The sequence below is a fragment of the Njordella aestuarii genome, from assembly GCF_056494165.1.
This window is the reverse complement of sequence record NZ_CM151397.1, coordinates 208599-225424: the sequence shown is the minus strand read 5'-3', so window position 1 is coordinate 225424 and position 16826 is coordinate 208599. Positions and strand designations below refer to the sequence as shown.

General features: G+C 50.3%; 12 protein-coding genes. 9 read left to right on the top strand and 3 right to left on the bottom strand.

Features of this window, described 5'->3' with window-relative positions; genetic code table 11:
• The first annotated feature begins 88 nt into the window (after positions 1 to 88).
• The 3 genes from SH451x_RS00795 (at position 89) to SH451x_RS00785 (ending at position 3858) form a co-directional block, all read left to right on the top strand.
• Positions 89 to 2371: a hypothetical protein gene (locus tag SH451x_RS00795; RefSeq protein ID WP_479360362.1), complete on the top strand. Its 2283-nt coding sequence runs from the start codon at positions 89 to 91 to the stop codon at positions 2369 to 2371.
• A gap of 111 nt (positions 2372 to 2482) precedes the next feature.
• Positions 2483 to 3190: a bifunctional demethylmenaquinone methyltransferase/2-methoxy-6-polyprenyl-1,4-benzoquinol methylase UbiE gene (gene ubiE, locus SH451x_RS00790; RefSeq protein WP_479360361.1), complete on the top strand. Its 708-nt coding sequence runs from the start codon at positions 2483 to 2485 to the stop codon at positions 3188 to 3190.
• Entirely contained in the window at positions 3187 to 3858 is a 672-nt protein-coding gene (locus SH451x_RS00785; RefSeq protein WP_479360360.1) for a UbiX family flavin prenyltransferase, read from the top strand. Before ubiE ends, SH451x_RS00785 begins: the two co-directional genes overlap by 4 nt.
• Positions 3859 to 3890: 32 nt before the next feature.
• On the opposite strand, the gene SH451x_RS00780 is transcribed toward SH451x_RS00785, so the two are convergent.
• The gene (locus tag SH451x_RS00780; RefSeq protein WP_479360359.1) at positions 3891 to 4646 is read right to left on the bottom strand and encodes a YdjY domain-containing protein; all 756 of its coding nucleotides are present in this window, start codon (positions 4644 to 4646) and stop codon (positions 3891 to 3893) included.
• A 270-nt stretch (positions 4647 to 4916) separates the two neighbouring features.
• Between SH451x_RS00780 and SH451x_RS00775 the strand changes: the two genes are divergently transcribed.
• The 6 genes from SH451x_RS00775 (at position 4917) to SH451x_RS00750 (ending at position 9967) form a co-directional block, all read left to right on the top strand.
• Positions 4917 to 6761, top strand: coding sequence for a hypothetical protein (locus SH451x_RS00775; RefSeq protein ID WP_479360357.1), 1845 nt, complete (start codon positions 4917 to 4919; stop codon positions 6759 to 6761).
• A gap of 192 nt (positions 6762 to 6953) precedes the next feature.
• Positions 6954 to 7586 carry a preprotein translocase subunit SecG gene (secG, locus tag SH451x_RS00770; RefSeq protein ID WP_479360356.1) on the top strand — a complete coding sequence of 211 codons (633 nt, stop codon included), beginning with the start codon at positions 6954 to 6956 and terminating at the stop codon, positions 7584 to 7586.
• A 6-nt stretch (positions 7587 to 7592) separates the two neighbouring features.
• Positions 7593 to 8471, top strand: coding sequence for a YicC/YloC family endoribonuclease (locus SH451x_RS00765; protein ID WP_479360355.1), 879 nt, complete (start codon positions 7593 to 7595; stop codon positions 8469 to 8471).
• Positions 8468 to 9070 carry a guanylate kinase gene (gene gmk / locus SH451x_RS00760; RefSeq protein ID WP_479360354.1) on the top strand — a complete coding sequence of 201 codons (603 nt, stop codon included), beginning with the start codon at positions 8468 to 8470 and terminating at the stop codon, positions 9068 to 9070. The genes SH451x_RS00765 and gmk overlap by 4 nt, the downstream gene beginning before the upstream one ends.
• Entirely contained in the window at positions 9055 to 9318 is a 264-nt protein-coding gene (locus tag SH451x_RS00755) for a DNA-directed RNA polymerase subunit omega (RefSeq protein ID WP_479360353.1), read from the top strand. The genes gmk and SH451x_RS00755 overlap by 16 nt, the downstream gene beginning before the upstream one ends.
• Positions 9319 to 9430: 112 nt before the next feature.
• Entirely contained in the window at positions 9431 to 9967 is a 537-nt protein-coding gene (locus tag SH451x_RS00750; RefSeq protein ID WP_479360352.1) for a flavoprotein, read from the top strand.
• Positions 9968 to 10098: 131 nt separating this feature from the next.
• Here the strand turns inward: SH451x_RS00750 and SH451x_RS00745 are convergent, their stop codons facing one another.
• Together SH451x_RS00745 and SH451x_RS00740 are read right to left on the bottom strand one after the other, a co-directional pair.
• Positions 10099 to 15897: a protein kinase domain-containing protein gene (locus tag SH451x_RS00745; protein WP_479360350.1), complete on the bottom strand. Its 5799-nt coding sequence runs from the start codon at positions 15895 to 15897 to the stop codon at positions 10099 to 10101.
• Positions 15894 to 16823 (bottom strand): serine/threonine-protein kinase, encoded by a 930-nt coding sequence (locus SH451x_RS00740; protein WP_479360349.1) that lies wholly within the window; start codon positions 16821 to 16823, stop codon positions 15894 to 15896. Before SH451x_RS00740 ends, SH451x_RS00745 begins: the two co-directional genes overlap by 4 nt.
• Positions 16824 to 16826 lie beyond the last annotated feature (3 nt).

The following is a 16826-nucleotide window of genomic DNA, read 5'->3' as shown; positions in this document are numbered from 1 at the left end:
CAGTAATCGACCGTTACCATATCCATTCCATTACTTTCTGACCCACAAATCAACATACCCATCGGCCGGAATGATACTGAGGTTTTCAATGTCAAAGTTAATTAATAGCCTTAAAAAGGCGTCTCTTTGTACGTGCACACTTGCATCTTTCGCGATGCCTTCAAGTGTTTTCGCGCAAACAAATACGGCTCAGAACAAGGCAGCAGCCAGCGCGGTTGCTGCGTATCAAACGCTCGATCTCAAGCAATCAAGCTTGCGGCTGGTCGATGCGGATGCTGCTGTCTATTCGGCAGGATTTCAGCTGCAACAACAGTGGTCAGACCTTATCAATGGTCCATTTGTTCAGCAAGTTTTGCAGACACCGATCGGCCAAAAAGTCACATCAACACTTCAAGAACAATGGAACACTCGAAGCGGAAAGGTCGGGGAACTGCGCTCGACACTTAGTAATCCAAATGTTCAGTCGCTGCTTTCGCTGCTACAAGATTTCTCCAGCGACGAGGTTTTTCTATACGGCGACCAAAACTTGCCAAATACTTTGACCGAGGTATCACGGCTCTCTCGCGACATCCAAATGCTGGCAGCAGATGGCGATATCGAACTGGTCAAAGAGTATCTGCAGGGATTACGCAAGGACGAAACCGATGCAATCAAGATTCCCACGCTGATTCTGGGCGGAAAAATTTCTGACAAAGCTGCCGTTCTCCAAAAACTAGATGAGCTAGAGGCGATCATCACCTTTGGCCTCAGTAGCATTCCAAATGCCAACCATTTGCTCGATGGACTAGAGCGAACCGAAGACAATCGTGGTACTCGCATCTCCCTGACTCTCAGTAGCGCCATGATTCCGTGGGAAGACATACCCACCAACGGCAACATTGATGTGGAAGATATCGTTGACCAATTGCACACATTGCTCGAGGACCGACAAATCTCCATCATCATCGGAATGCTAGACGACTACCTTGTCTTTGGCATCAGCGAATCCCAAGACCAAGTCGCCACCTTAGGCAGCAGCGACTCCCTCCTTGATCACGACCATCTTGAACTCGTACGTAGCAAAGAAGCCCTCCCGATTCTTGCGATTAATTACCTCTCGGATGATATGGCGGATGCTAACTTCGAAATTAACCTGAGCGATTACTTCACACGTAATGTTACACCGCTAGTAAATGAAGGCCTGGAACAACAACATAGCCAACTTCTAGATGACGACCTCGACGACCGCGAACTGGAAAAGATCGAAGCTATCAGCGAGCTTCTCGAAACGATCCCCGAAGACTTGCAGTGGATCGATGATCAAATCGCCGAACACGTTCCCGAATTCCGCGGTCAAACTGCGGTAAGTGTCGCGCACGCCGACGGCAATGAATCATGGACCGAGTATCGTACGGAAAATGTTGCTCTCGACTCGCAAGAAGAATTGCCAATCCTCGAGCACTTGGGTGGTGACCCACTCGCATTCTTCGCAGGACGCCGACAATACCATCCAGAATACTTTGAGACCTGTCGGTCAATCGTTCGCAAAGTTCGAACCTACCTGGAACGCGCCGCCGACTCAAAAATCGTCACGGATGATGAAGAAGAAAAACTGAACCTGTTTCTCGAGCGGGGTTGGCCGCTACTGGTCGAACTGGCCGATACAATCGAGCAAGATTTTATACCTGCAACCGAAGATGGCCAGTTTGCGTTCGTCTTGAATGCGCCAAGCCTCTTTGCGAAGCAGTGGTTCAAAGACATGCCAGCAAGCGAGCAAGAACTACCACTGATCGAGGTTGCGGAAATCGTCGGAGTCAACGATGCTTCGAAGTTCACCAATGGCTTTGAGCGATTGTTCGCAATCGGAGATCAAATTGTCGAGTTCATGCGAGAAGAAGAACTTGCAGATATCCCCGAAGAATATACGATCCCTCGTCCCATGAGTGCAGAGGCTACAGCAAACTCCACGAAATACTTCTATCCGATTCCAGAGGACTGTCCTGTCCCTCAATCGATGGCACCCCAAGCCTTGATTGGCGAAGGCTTCTCTTATTTCGGCTACAGCCAAGCACAGATCGATGCACTGTCGAAATCAACTGCGTTGACAAAGCAAGCGGATTTTATCGACGAGAAAGAAACGCTTTCCTCGATTGCCTTCTTCGATATTGGACGCATCTCAACCGCGTTTCGTCCCTGGTTCCAGTATGCCTTGAAACAAGCAGGCGACGAACTGATTATCCCTGCTCAAGAAGGCTTTCCCGAGTTTCGCACTACCGATCTCGATGATCTCTACAACGCAATTTCACATTGCGGTGAAGTCATCGCCGTCAAAAGCGGTAATGGAGAGGATGGGTCGATTTTGCACGTACGGTACTTCCGTCAAGCGCAATAGTTGCCAACAATCGCCCTTAAATCTTAGTACGAGTTGCCTAGCAATTAGAATATTGCTAGGCGGCTTGCGTTTTAGGGCTCCATTCTCGAACTGATTGAGTAGTTGACCAAAGTGGTTGAAAAATCCGGGGATCGCGTGCGGCAAATGTTTGCCCAAATCGCGCCGCATTACGATCGAATGAACCACGTCTTGTCGCTCAACATCGATAAACGCTGGCGCAGCAAGACCGTAAAGTTACTCCGATCTGCCGCGACCGACTCGCTCTTGGACGTATGCACCGGAACAGGCGACTTGGCCGCTGCTTTTGCCCAACAAACCGATTGTCCGAAGATCATCGGCACCGATTTCTGCTCGCCAATGCTTGAAATTGCCAAGCGGAAACAGGCGAAGCAGCAGATTAGTGACGACAGAATGAACTTCTTCGAAGCCGACGCGCAGGCATTGCCCTTTAACGACGACAGCTTCAGTTTAGTCACCGTCGCGTTTGGGCTCCGCAATGTTGCCGACACCATGCAAGGCCTGCGTGAAATGCTGCGAGTCTGCAAGCCCGGCGGAACAGTGGGAGTTCTCGAGTTTTCCAAACCCACTCTTCCGGTCTTTAAACAAGCATACGGCGCTTACTTTCGTTATATCTTGCCCTGTGTCGGACAGGCATTTGCCAAAAACAACAGCTCAGCATACGAGTACTTGCCCGCGAGCGTACGAGAATTTCCTTCGGGCACTGCTTTTCTTGAACTCATGACGAATGCAGGATTTCGCGACGCGAAACAATTTCCGATGACCTTCGGAGTTGCCACACTTTATACAGGCACAAAATGATGAAGCCAATCGTGCTCGCCGTTACCGGTGCCAGTGGAGCGATCTACGCAGTGCGACTGCTGCAGCAACTCGCACTTTCTAAACAAACGGTTGAGTTGGTGATCAGCCCATCAGGGTGGTCCGTAATTGGTCAAGAGTTAGGTGAAAAATTTCGAGTTCGGATGCCAGCCGGAAGCGAGGTTGTCGAATGGTTACTGAGTTATAACGGCGATGGCCTTCTGCCCAATCCAGCGGAACGATGGGGAAGGACTCCTGCGCTTGACCAGGCGAGCTTCATTAATATCCACGAACATACGGACTATTTCTGCTCGATCGCCAGCGGCTCGGCCAAAACTGCTGGCATGATTATTTGCCCGTGCTCCGGCGCAACCATGTCTGGCGTAGCTCATGCCGCCAGTGGCAATTTGATCCACCGCGCAGCAGAAGTGCACTTAAAAGAGCGCCGCAAGCTGGTTTTAGTACCGCGGGAAACGCCGCTTTCCACTTTTCAACTTGAGAACATGACGCGGCTGTCGCAGGCGGGAGCCACAATCATGCCGGCCATGCCGGGTTGGTATCACGGCGTTCGCGACGTCCTAGATTTGGTCGATTTCATCGTCGCTCGGATTCTCGATCATTTCGACATCGAACATAACCTTACAAAACGATGGTCTGGCAAAGACGATTAGCTTCGAGCCCAATTCTTCAGCTCGTGAATTACTTAGGACCTGGGTGGATCGTCACTTACAACCAGAACGACTCGCACAGGTGTAAACAATGGCGGAATCGCATCAGTGTTGGGAGCGAACTGTAAGCTTTCGTTGCTCGCGTCACTACGAATGGCAAGGTCCAAGGTTGCGGACGGAAAGTTTGCGACCGTAATGAAGTCGCCGTAGTCGCCTAAATAGAGCTCTTCGTTGTCGTCGTTCTTGACAAACTTGCTCCCTGCAAAAACCCAGTCAAGCTTCATTGTTTCTTTGGTGTTGACGTTTAGGATCCAATCCTGAGCTGAACTGGTGCGTTTCTTTCCGTCGGTATCGTACCAAAGGACGTAAACTTTGATCGTAGAACCTTCCGCAGGCTTAAACGGTTCGAACTGAACCGGCTGGCCGACCTCAGCTCCAACGCTGAGCAAGGCAGTATGGACCCAGCTTGCTTGCCCAAAGACCGACACCACACTTTCGTGCTCTTTCGTTCCAAAAGCACATGCAAACATTTCGAGTTGTCCGGCGCGCAGCGCAACGTGGCCGTCACAAACAACCATTCGCTTTTTGGGATTTACCCAGATCAATCCCTTTTCACTGATCTGCTGAAAATCTGGCGGCGGACCAAATGTTCCTCGCACACGCGCGTATGCTTCATCCCGCGATGGGCGAATTTGTGAAAACGCGTCAGAAGCAGCGAAACAGAAGCTGATTGCAAATGCAAGCTGTATTGTGGCTCGAAACGAAAACAATTTTGGTAATTTTTCCAGCATTTCATCAGCCTTCTGAATGTCGTAAAAATCCGAACTCTTCCTGCTTGCATCCGCCAAATCTCGAACAACAATTGTGCCCGACTGGTCTCGACATTGTAACGAGTCACAACTGCTTTCGAATGACGGAAATGGTTTTGCAAAATCAATTACGATTGAATTCTGCAAATTGCTTGCCGTTTCCCAAAACGGTTGTTATACCCGCTGCAGGTTACAGTTTTAACATTTGATACGTCGAGCGCACAATTGAATAGCGACAGGGAGGACGACGACATGCAGCTTGCAAGTAGTTTGTTGCACTTTTGGAAAGATCAACATTCGCTCAGCTCTACTAATGGGGCCGGCGATGACAAGCAGGAACGCGCCGCGAAAATCAATCGTCGCGAAAAGTTGAAGGATAGCACTCAACTTTCCGATGCTATCACTTGGGGAGCTGCTTGCTTAAGCACCGAAATCGATGATGCGTTTGAGCAGTTTATCGCCGTTAGCCAACTTTTGGAGTATACATCTTCGCCGACAAAGTCGGAGAAGCGGATCGCCAAGGCCCGAGACCTTTCCAATACCGTCGCCCGTTGGTTGAATACGCATCTACCGCTCGATAGTAGCGACCATTACGTGACACTTGTTGCTGCAGGCTGGATTTATGCAATGCAACACGCCACGGCTACCATTTCAAGTTCGTTATGGCTTGAAACACTTCAGAATATTCTGACGCAAGTTGACCGCGCCTGGAGTGATGCCAGCAACGAATCCATCATTCCGACGATGCTCTGGGGTTGCGAAATTCCACTGGCACTTGCGACTCAAATCGAAAGCATGGATGGTCAAACCAAGCTTGTTTCTGAGACGAGACAGCGATTGCGATTCTTGGTTAGCCGCGTTGATAACGCAGAGGCGATGTGGTTGCAGCGAGGCGGAAATGAAGTACGCACGCTGCTTGCCAGCGTACTGCGTTGTTGCTGGCTGTTACGAGCCTTGAATGGTAAAGAACTGTCGCGGAAAGACCTAAAAATGCTGACCTACTACGCGAAAGCTGGACTTTCACTGTCGCAGGTCGGTGGCCAGCCGCTCTTGCAAGGCAATGCTGTTTCCGACGACAATGCTCTTTGGCATGCATTTGTTAAACATTGGCCGCACGATAAGAAGCTCAACACACTGGTGGAAGCCCTGATTCCCAATGGCAAAAAAAGCCAGAAGATCAAAGCGATCCGTTCGAGCATCGAAGCCGAACTCCCACCTTTAGGTCAGAATTTTGAACTACCTGAGGCCGCGGTCATGCGGCGCGATTGGCTCAGTGGTTCTCAATTAGTCGCCGTCGACTACTCGGTCGATCCGATGTCGATTGAAGTATACGGCCCGAACCGTCGCAAACTGATCGCAGGCGACTGGGAGCTTGATTTACAAAAAGATGGTATGGAGGTTGCCATCGATTCGCCTTGGGAGCAAGTCTGCTGGATGAGCGATGACGACATCGACTACTTAGAACTGCAGTGTGAGGCGGAAGAGCAGTGCAAGGTTCAGCGGCAGATTATGCTGATCCGCAGCGAAGGCGTTGTGTTCTTATGCGACACGTTACTTGGTAAGTTTAGCGCTGACTGGTCTTTGAAATCCACACTAACCTTGGCAGATGATATCGATGCGGAAGGCAGCCACGAAAACACAGAAATACGCTTGAGAGCTCGCAGCAATAAATCAACCAAGACGATTTCACGGCCAGCCGCAGTCATTCTGCCGATCGCGCTGCCAGAATGGAAGCAGCAGAATCGAGCTGGCACATTGAGTTCGGATGGCAAAACCCTCACTCTTCACCAAAACACTTCTGGGGACCGCATGATGTGTCCGCTAGTAATTGGCTGCGGGGACAAAGCGTCCAAATCCGCCTATACATGGCGACAATTGACAATTGCGGAAGACCTTGAGATTCGCAAACCCTCCATCGCGCGTGGCTTTCGCGTGCAAATCGGCAGCGACCAGTTGCTTTTCTACCGGTCATTGGGTGACATCAAGCGGCGAACTATGATGAGCCTGCATCTGTATTGCGAGTTTTACGCCGGTCGTTTCGATAGTCGCGACGGTGAAATCGAGTCGCTCATCGAGGTCTCTAGCGAAGAAGATTAGGGCCAATTCGAAAGCTCAGTGGTCGCTTCGCAGACTTTCGAACCTAGGAATCACGATGTTCGCAGCTTTTCTAGGTGGTTTCGTGTTCCCATGTTAGGTGCAGCTCGATAGAATGCGGAGCTTTCGATTTCCGGCCATCGGCTATTTTGAGCCAGCCGCCCCCATTTTCCCAGCATTTTAAGGATGGAGTTCGTGTCCATCGTATTTACAGCCTTCCCCATCGCAGTTTTGTCCCAATATATTTTTGGAACGCTGCTGTTTCTACTTTCTAGCTTCTTGATTCTGCTGATTTTGCTTCAGCAAGGTCGCGGAGGTGGTTTGACTGGTGCCTTGGGTGGTCCAGGCGGCCAGAGTGCATTCGGAACCAAGGCCGGCGATATTTTCACTCGAATAACGATCGTCACAGCCACATTGTGGATCTTTTTGGCGGCCACCTGCGTTTATTTTTACACAGAGCCACCGGCTGGATCGGCACTTTCGAATACGACAGCCGATCTTACTCCTGCGACCACAGTTGGCGGATCTGGTGACCTTCCGACGCTGGGTAACGATTCAAGTTTCCCCGCCAGCGGTCTTAGCCTACCAAATGGTCCACTTCCAACCGCTCCCGCCGCCGGTGCTCTTGATGCCGGTGCAGTAGTTCCTGCTGCTGAGGGCGTGCCAGCCATCGATTCAGCGGCAACGGAGACACAGGCAGAAGTCACAGAAATAGAAGGTGCGGTCGACGTGCCGCCAACGGCCAGCGAAGACACTGCACCAGCGACGGATACGCCCGTTGCGCCTGCGAGCGAACCAGAAACCACTCCCAACCCAGCTGCAGAGTAGGTCGTCGTGTTAATTAGCATGACGGGGCAGGGCCAAGCGTCCAGCAAATTTCGCGACGGCACAGTCGAAATAGAAATCCGCGCCGTCAACAATCGCTTCCTGAAAGTCACCACGCGCATCGCCGACCAAGTTGCGGCGATTGAGCCCGAGGTTGAGTCGATTGTCAGAGCTCACGTCAAACGTGGCAGTATTTCGGTCTCAATAGCCCTTACCGGCAGCGGTGAAACCGAGGGCGCTTCAATCAATTCGCTGGTTTTGGCAAGCTACCTTCGACAAGCGGCTCAGGCAGCGGAACAAGTCGGCTGGACTTTGCCAGTGGGTGATTTTTTGGCATTGCCCGGCGTCGTTTGCACCAGCCAAACGGCACAAACCGACGACGACAACTTCTTGCAACCAGTGCGAGACTGTTTGGTGGCTGCTCTGCTCGATTTGCATGCGATGCGGCTCCGCGAGGGGCAGGCTATGGCCCAGCAGTTCCGTAGCACGCTTGAGGCTTTTCGGATTGAGGTTCGTAAGATCCAAAGTTTGGCTGGAAGTGCCGTCAAAGAATACGAAGCTCGTCTGGAAACAAAGGTCCGGCAGGCCCAGGAAAAGCTTGGAATTCAGTTCGAAGCAGGCGATATTATCCGAGAAGTCACGCTTTTCGCTGATCGCTCGGACATCTGCGAGGAAATTGTGCGGTTTGCCAGCCACATCGAACAAATGGAAAATCTGATCGATTCTCAAGAACCCGCTGGCCGTAAGCTAGAATTTCTGACGCAGGAAATGCACCGCGAGACCAATACGATTGGTTCAAAGTCATCGGACGCGGAGATTGCTGCTAGCGTGATCGAAATCAAGGCCATGATTGAGCAACTTCGTGAGATAGTACAGAACGTCGAATGACTCTTGAAACGCAAAAACACCTGATCATTATTTCCGGGCCTTCCGGAGCTGGGAAGTCGACGTTGGTCCGACGCTTGATTCGCGACTGCAATTTGCCGCTCGAACTGAGTATTTCTGCGACTACACGGCAAGCGAGACGTGGCGAAATCGATGGCCGCGATTACTATTTCATGTCCAGCGAGGAGTTCGCAGACCGTCGCGAGAAGGGTGAATTCCTGGAATGCAAGGAAGTTTTTGGCCGCGGGCACTGGTATGGAACGCTGCGAGCCGAGGTTAGATCTGGCTGGGAACGCGGAAAATGGGTAATCTTGGAGATTGACGTGCAAGGCGCGAAATCGGTGTTGGACAGTTTTCCTGACGCCATTTCGATTTTTGTGCATCCAGGCTCGATCGATGAACTACGAAATCGACTCATCGCGCGGGGTACTGAGAGCCCCGAAGCGCTCGCACGGCGCCTGGAAGTTGCCACTGAAGAAATGAACCAACGGCACTGGTATCGACATCAGCTTGTTAACCAAGATGTCGACGACGCAGTCCAAGAACTTTGCCAACTGCTAATGCAGTACAACGGAGACCAACATTTATGCTTGAAGAGCTAAAAGAAGAAGCGATTGTCAACAAAGTTGGCGGACGCTTCAAATTGTCGACCTTAATTCAGAAGCGATTGGTTCAGCTTAATCGCGGATCGCGTCCACTGGTTGATATTCACACAGAGGACAAGATGGAGATCGCTGTTCAAGAAATTCTGCAGGACAAGATTTACTTGAACGCATCCGACGAAGTCAAAATGACTGGTGCCAGCCAAGGCTTGGGCGACTTGCTCGATTTGGACATCGGCGACCTTTAATCATTGCGCGTTCCCGAAACGCTCAACATTCAACTACTGCACAGGACGTGACAACTCACGTCCTGTTTTTCGTTATGCCTACGTAGTCCGTTAGAAGCCCAAGAGCAGTCGTATGTCCAACCGTCGAATTGTGGTCGCCGTTAGCGGTGGGATTGCAGCATTTAAGTCGGCGAGCCTAGTCAGTCAACTAGTTCAGGCCGGGCACCACGTGCAAGTCGCACTTACACCATCTGCCTTGCAGTTCATCGGCCCGGCTACGTTCGCAGCTCTTTGTAAGGCGGCACCTGTCACGGATATTTATGACCCGCGATTTCCTTTGGGTGCACACATTGAGTTGGCTGCCGAGGCTGACGCATTGATCATAGCGCCGGCTACAGCGAGAGTTATTGCATCGTGCGCGTTAGGGCTGTCTGACGATTTAATTTCGACACTTTACTTGTGCATGAGTTCCCCCGTCATCATGGCCCCGGCGATGAGCGACGTAATGTGGCAGCAGTCCGCCGTCCAGCGAAACATCACGCAACTCCGCACCGACGGAGTCCACATGGTCGGCCCCGAATCCGGCTGGCTAAGTTGCCGCCGCATCGGAGCCGGCAGAATGAGCGAACCAGAAGCAATCATCGAACAGCTTAATACTTTATTGAGCTGAATCACACTTCTGTTTCAAACTAAGAATTTAGTCAATGCCCGCCTAGCGGCAAGCTTAATAAATCAGCTTAGCTTTCCTCAAGCGTTCGCGACGGTAAATCGCTGGCAGATCAGCTCAGGCACTAGCTTTCGTTACGGAGCAGGCAGTCCTTCAATTTCTGGACGTGCTGCTCGAAGTTTCGCAAAGCCTTCTTTTGTTATGGAAGTACCGCCTGTTCCCAATATCTGCAATTTTGGCATCGCGATAAATGAATCGATACTTGCATCAGTCACGTCAGACATGTACCACAAATGCAACTCGGAAATGTTTTTCATACTCGCAATGATTTTAACCGCCTCGTCGTTAATACCATTGCCAAGGATCGCCAGATTTTCCACGGAATCGAATCTGGCAATCTCTTTCAGATCTTCTATGTCGATAGCGTCGTAGACAATCGATAGATTTCGAAGTTCCTTCAGATTGGAAAGCTGTGACCAATCCATCGGCGAAAGTTTGTTCGGCCCGATGGACAGAGACCTGACCTTTGACAGCTTGGATGCATTCGCTAGAGAATCAGCATCGATTGCCCCATGGGCTGCAGTAAAATCAAGCGCCGTGACTTCCCTTCGCGGTGAATTCAATTCGGTAGTCGTAAAGACGCCTATCGACTTAAGGTTTTCGATCGGCTTGAACTGTGACTCACGTGCAGCCAAAGCATCTTTGCTTGGCTTAAGTCGTTTAACCTGCAGTTCGCCACCTTTAGGCTCAAGGCATCGCAGTTGAATTCCTACGCGACCTCGTCGATACAGGTCGAAGTATTCAACTCGCAACGTATGCTGCCCCGGAGGAATCTCAATCATCCTCGCATCCTGCGTAACCTCTCGGCTTACCCACCCATCGATTACAAGCTTGCCGTCCAATTTGACTCGAATCCCATCAGCCGCAATCGTTTCCAAGCGATATAGCCCGCCGTCAGACTTAAACTTTCTTTCACCAATCAATATGTAACGCTCACGAGGCATTTTCGGTATGAGATGGTAGTCGTTGTTTCGCGACCAATCAAAGTAGTCTAATTCGATAACGCCAAACGGGCGTGTGTTTTTGGGCGGTACAACGGAGGGGATTGCACTCGCCTCGTTCACATCGTATTCCCAGCCTGCGATTTTCCATGGTGTCGTCCAGTATGGCTCAGTACCTACTGCTGAAAGTGCAGAAACTTGCTTCGGAATCTGAACAACAATGTCAAAGCTGGTCGTCGTATTTGGGATAGAACGTGACTGGATTAGAAGATGATCCTCGTCATAGTGGTATGTCAAGTTTCCGCCGTTTCCTACCTGATAACTATGCAAGCGTGCCCGAGAAAAATCTAATCCGTCACCGAATAGTTTTGTCTCACCTTTGTTTGCTAGCGCCTTTGTCGACTTAGGCTGCCAATCGAATCCGTTGATAGTCAACTTTGGCTCGGATGTCCTTATACCGACGAGTTCAACACCAGACTGGCTCAACTTAATCTCAATTCCATCGACTTGCTCTCCTTTGATTCTAACCTCTTCAAAGTCTGAAGATGTGACATTTTCCTCCGCTGCGCGTTTCAGATATGGCGAAATCCAGAGGCCTGATTTTACTCCATCGGTTTTACCGAGATCTTCGAAAAAAAGTTCCAACTTTTTAATGCCGCTTACATCGACATGAATGCCATACAACCGATGGTCGCGAATGACACTTGAGCGGTAGAGAGTTCTTCCGTCGCCGGCGACGACAAAAGCACAAGCACCTTTAAAACTATCGTCCAGGCCGAACAACGTCGTGAAAGTTGACCATCCGGGCTCGAGCTCAAACATATGTTTTGTGGTAGAACTCCCTTGCAATACCTGAGTGAATTCCTGTCCGCCTTGCAGATACTTTACAGAACCTTCGGATGAATCGTTTTCAAAAATCGAATTGAAGTCTGCTGAACGTTCTATATCAAGAAGCGAGACGGCTTTCCTATTGCCAGGAACGTCCTTCAATTTTCTGCTCCTTTTCGTCGCACTCTGAAGCGCGACTTGCCCGTCTGGCTGCGGGCTCGTCGCAACTTCCAGCGGCGCCCCTGGCGCAATTGGAGCAGGCATTGGAGCAGACGGTGCCAGGGCAGCTTGCGAGTTCGATACGGTTGAATTAGTAGTATTATTGAGATTTAGACGCGGCTCAATTTTCGTTTCGGAATATCGCTTAGCCGCACTTGCAACGGCGTTCCAGTGTGAATCAGTCGGCGTTGCAAACTCCATCATCCACTGGGGCTCTAGTCCTACGATGCACAGTTCTTTCGTAGCGGGATTGAAATGGATCTTTGAAAACAGTTCTTCGCCCAGGCTCGCATATGAGCGAGTTGGCAACTCGACCAACTCAAACATGACTTGCGGATTGAGTACGCTTACTCCGTGGTCAGTCGTGGCAAACAGCCGATCGCCATCAGAATCGAAACCGACCGCAAATGGCTGCCGACCAGCTTCTGGAAACCACTGACCTTGTAGCTTAAGATCATCGGTCCCCAGCAAAAGTACCCTTGGGCGACCTACTGGTTGCGCCGGACTGGTCCTTGGAACAAGTTGGTAAAACTTGTACTCTTGCGTTCTTGTTTCCGTCGTAGTTACCGGTACCGTCACCGTATACGGAACTTCAACCTGGGTTGTTACAGGTACTTCCACCGTGTAATCAAAGGTTTGCACTTCCTCTCGGCCATCCATTTCCACCATTCGAGATTTTATTCGCGTTTCCGTCTGCACGACTGTCTTTTCCACCATTCGCGTCCGTGTCTCAGTCGTGTACGTACAAACGGGCACTTCATAGGTCTGGGTTCGCATAGACAAGGCTAGATCGACATCAGAAACAACAACGGCAATTGCGTCACCCGTCGGCGAGAACTTCAAACATGTTGCGTTCTCCCCCGGACATGCATACTCCGCGACGATAGCTGCGTTTTGCGTATTCCAAAGAATTATCTGCCCGTCAGCCCCGGAAGTCGCGAGGAAATTACTACGAGGCGAGAATTCGGCAGAATTGATCTTCGCAGTATGCTTAGCCAGACGATGCAGGACTTTGAGATCTTGAGATCCGAGCACAAGCACTTCGAACGCGTTTGAAGACGCTGCAGTTTCCTGCACCGATCCGCCGTCGAGGGCTTTCTTCGCTTCGAACCCCACGGCCAATTGCTTCCCATCGGCCGAGTAGTTAATACAGCTTACCGATCGATCGACTTGTTCTCCTTTCCACTTATGCAGAACCTTTCCGTCGGCGGCAGATAGAAAACGAACTGATCCGTCCATCATGCCGGCCGCAATTGTTTGACCACCTGGTGAGATGGCAATTGCACCGATTGGCGATCGCTCGGCTGACGGGGTTACCTTCCACAACACGGCATGACGCGCTGTGTCGACCAAAGAAACGGTACCATTGACACTACCAATTGCAATCGATTGATGATCGAGTGACGAAGCGGTGCAACTTGCCTCAAACTTTTCTCCAATAGTTTGTAACGGCGCAATGGTCGATGTATTCCAGATCAGCAACCGTCTTTCCTTATGGGATATATAAACCGGAAGCATCATCAACGAACCATCATTGCTAAAAGTGATCGAGTGGGGCTGAAGTGTATTCAACGCATACGGTACCGGCAGCATTGTAAGCCGTCCGTTGCAATAGAAGCGAATCTCGTTTTGGTCGCGAAATGCAACGAAGCGATTGTCCGGATCACGCTCTGCATACTGGGGACTCTCGGGCAGTGACGGGTCTTGAACGAGACGTTCAGATAGTATTCCCTTATGCATGCCCTTCGAATCTACGACTTGGATCGAATTGTCTGTTGCCGCGTAGACCATGTCTTCTAAATTTGCGCTCATGGCTATTAGGGCATTTAGATTGCCAGCGCTAACGACTGCCTCCACATCAAAGCTAGGCAGCCAAATTTTTTGAAGCAGCCCCTGATCATCCAAACACAAGATAGAGGATGAATCATGCGCAAATATGAAGGACTTGATTTTCATAGCAGGCGTTGCGACTAACGATTTCGTCGTAAGGTCCCACATTACAATAGATTGCGATCGTGTATCAAGTGCTGCGATCCAGTGGTCGTCACGTGAAACCTTAAGATCGACAAGTGTCGTATTAAATGCCTCTAGATTGATGCTTGCTTCAGGGCGTTCGACGTAATTCCATAGACTGACACCGTTGTATGAAACGGTCGCCAGCAAGGGTTGAGTATTCAGAGCTATTGCGGATCGGAGAACCGGTTCCTTGACTGGCACTTTTTGTTGGACGAGCTCTTTCCCTGTCACCACATCACGAATCGAGATGTTGTCTCGCCACAATAATCCAATCGAACGGCCATTTAAAAGTGGCAAGACTTTGAGACTCCAAGTGTCAATGTCGATTTCCCAGTCTGCAATGTGCGGTTCGAAAACTTGGGTCAAATGCCCGTACTCCCAGTCACGATATTCCGCTCGCGTTTCATTGAGCAATTTGTGACTGGTTTCGATATCATTCAATGCAAAGCTGCGGGCAGCTTTGTTCAACTTGCGAGAATACGCGACCCAGTTGGAAATTGAATTCCTGGCGTCCGAAACACTCAAGCCCGAACTTGTGTTGCTTACGTTGGTCAGCAAGCTGGCTGAGCCTTCCGTTTTCAACCCCGACATTTCCCCTTGCAATTGCCGTTGTCCCTGAGCATACAAGTTACTCTCTGATTGAGCTCGCTTGATTAAAATTTGATTACGAACGGCGCTAGTGGTTGCTACAGAAAAGATGGCAAGAGCTATAACGGCAGCAGTCGTAGCCCATGCAGCAATCTTTGGATGCTTTTTGGAGAAGTGACGAAGCCTTTCTATTGCACCAATACGTCGCCCTAAGATCAACTCGCCCGCTAGATATCGATCTAAATCATCAGCCATCTGACTGCAATCTTCGTAGCGTTTCCACGGTTCCTGCGACATTGCTTTGAAACAAATAGCGTCTAAATCAATTGGCACGTCCGATTTTCGCTCGCGTGCTCGCGGCGGACTGGGCTGCTCAAGTGCTTTTAGGATTTCAATTGCGCTTCCTTCATGAGGTCGCTCGGCTGTCAGCATTTCGAACAATGTAGCGCCGAGTGCATATTGATCTGCGGCTGGCCCAACCGATGTCCCTCCAATCCCGGCTTGTTCAGGCGCCATGTACGCCAGTGTTCCAGATTTTGAATAGGCTTCAGCATTGAATACATCTTCATCGCGTCGATCGACGGCTAACCCAAAGTCGGCAATCTGTGGCCTTCCATCGTCACCTACTAGAATGTTTTGAGGCTTAACATCGCGATGAACTATTTTTTCCGAGTGGGCATAGGCAAGGCCACGCGCTAAATCCCGGACCATAGTTGCGGCTTGCTCGACAGACAAGGCTCCCTGCTTAATCAGATGGGCCAGTGTTTTACCCTCGATCAGCTCAGAAACGACAAAGGTTTTTTCGTCATTCGAATCGACCTCAAATACCGCGACAATATTGGGGTGTCGCAGACGGGCGGCTGCTCGAGCTTCTTGAAGTAGCCTGGTATGTTTTTCTGTATCCTCTGTTCGGTGATGTAGCTTTATTGCTACATGACGCCGAAGCACCGGATCTTCGGCCGCAAAGACGACTCCAAAAGCCCCCCGTCCAAGCTCACGGATCACTTTGTATCGACCTATTTTTTCGGCGGTCGGCTCCAGCGGTGTCGCATGTGATATTGCTGAAGTCGATGCGGCCTGATTAATTTCGGTTGAATGCGGATCGGACCGAGTGGCCATCGCTTCCTGGTTTAGTTGAGGATCCTGCTCATTTGGGATCGCGATATTGGTAACTTTGAATACGCTGTCGCACTTGGGGCACCGAATGTTCTTATCGAGGAACTTGTCTTCGATAAGCATCGATTTGTTACAACGGGAACAGGAAGTAATAATTTTGGTCATGATGTCCTTGTTGCTGTAGCCATTGCGAGCGTCAATTCGTCTCGCATCTCTTGCGTTGTTGAAAATCGTTTTTCAGGGTCTTCCTCGAGTCCGCGGTGTATCCAGTTTGCGAGCTTTTCAGGAATGCTTGGAAACAGTTTCTCAATGCGTGGTATCGCGTGCCGTCGAATTTCCAGTAGTGGATTAGAATTAGGTTTCATCAAGATGGGAGGTCTTCCCACTAACATGTCAAATAGAGTTGCGGCTAAAGCATATTGGTCGCTGGCAGGCTTAAAGTATTTAATGCCATTCAGCAGTTCCGGTGCGAGATAGCTCAGCGTCCCGCCAATCTCACCTTCATCTGTTACGCCGCTATGGCCAGCTTGCCGAAAATTCTTAGCTAATCCAAAGTCTGCCAAACGAACATACAATTTGCCGTTCCGCTTTTCCAACAGGATGTTACTTGGCTTGATATCCCGATGAACGATCGACTTTGAATGTGCGTAGATCAATGCGTCCAAACAATGACCAACAACTCCTACAGCCACAGCAAGACGTTTGGCCGGAGCTAATTTTTCACAGACAGTAGACCATGGCACGGAGTCGACGTAGTCCATAACTAAGTAAAGATCATTCCCTGCGAATCCAAGCTCACGGAATGCGACAATGCGCGGATGTTGCAGTTGGCACAGTACAGTCCCTTCCCGCAAGAATCGCTGTTTCGATTCTAACGAAGGTGCATCGCTGGAATGCAATAATTTGATTGCAAAGACTTTCCCATCGCTGTTGCGCGCTGCTCTAAAAACTTTGCCGAACCCACCAGCACCAATGCACCGCTCTATGGTGTAGTTGGCGATCTTGGGTAAAGCTGAGAGTTCCGCAGCAGAAGATGATGGCAATTGTGTGTTTGAAAACAGCTCTGTAGAACAAACATCATCGGAAGACATTGT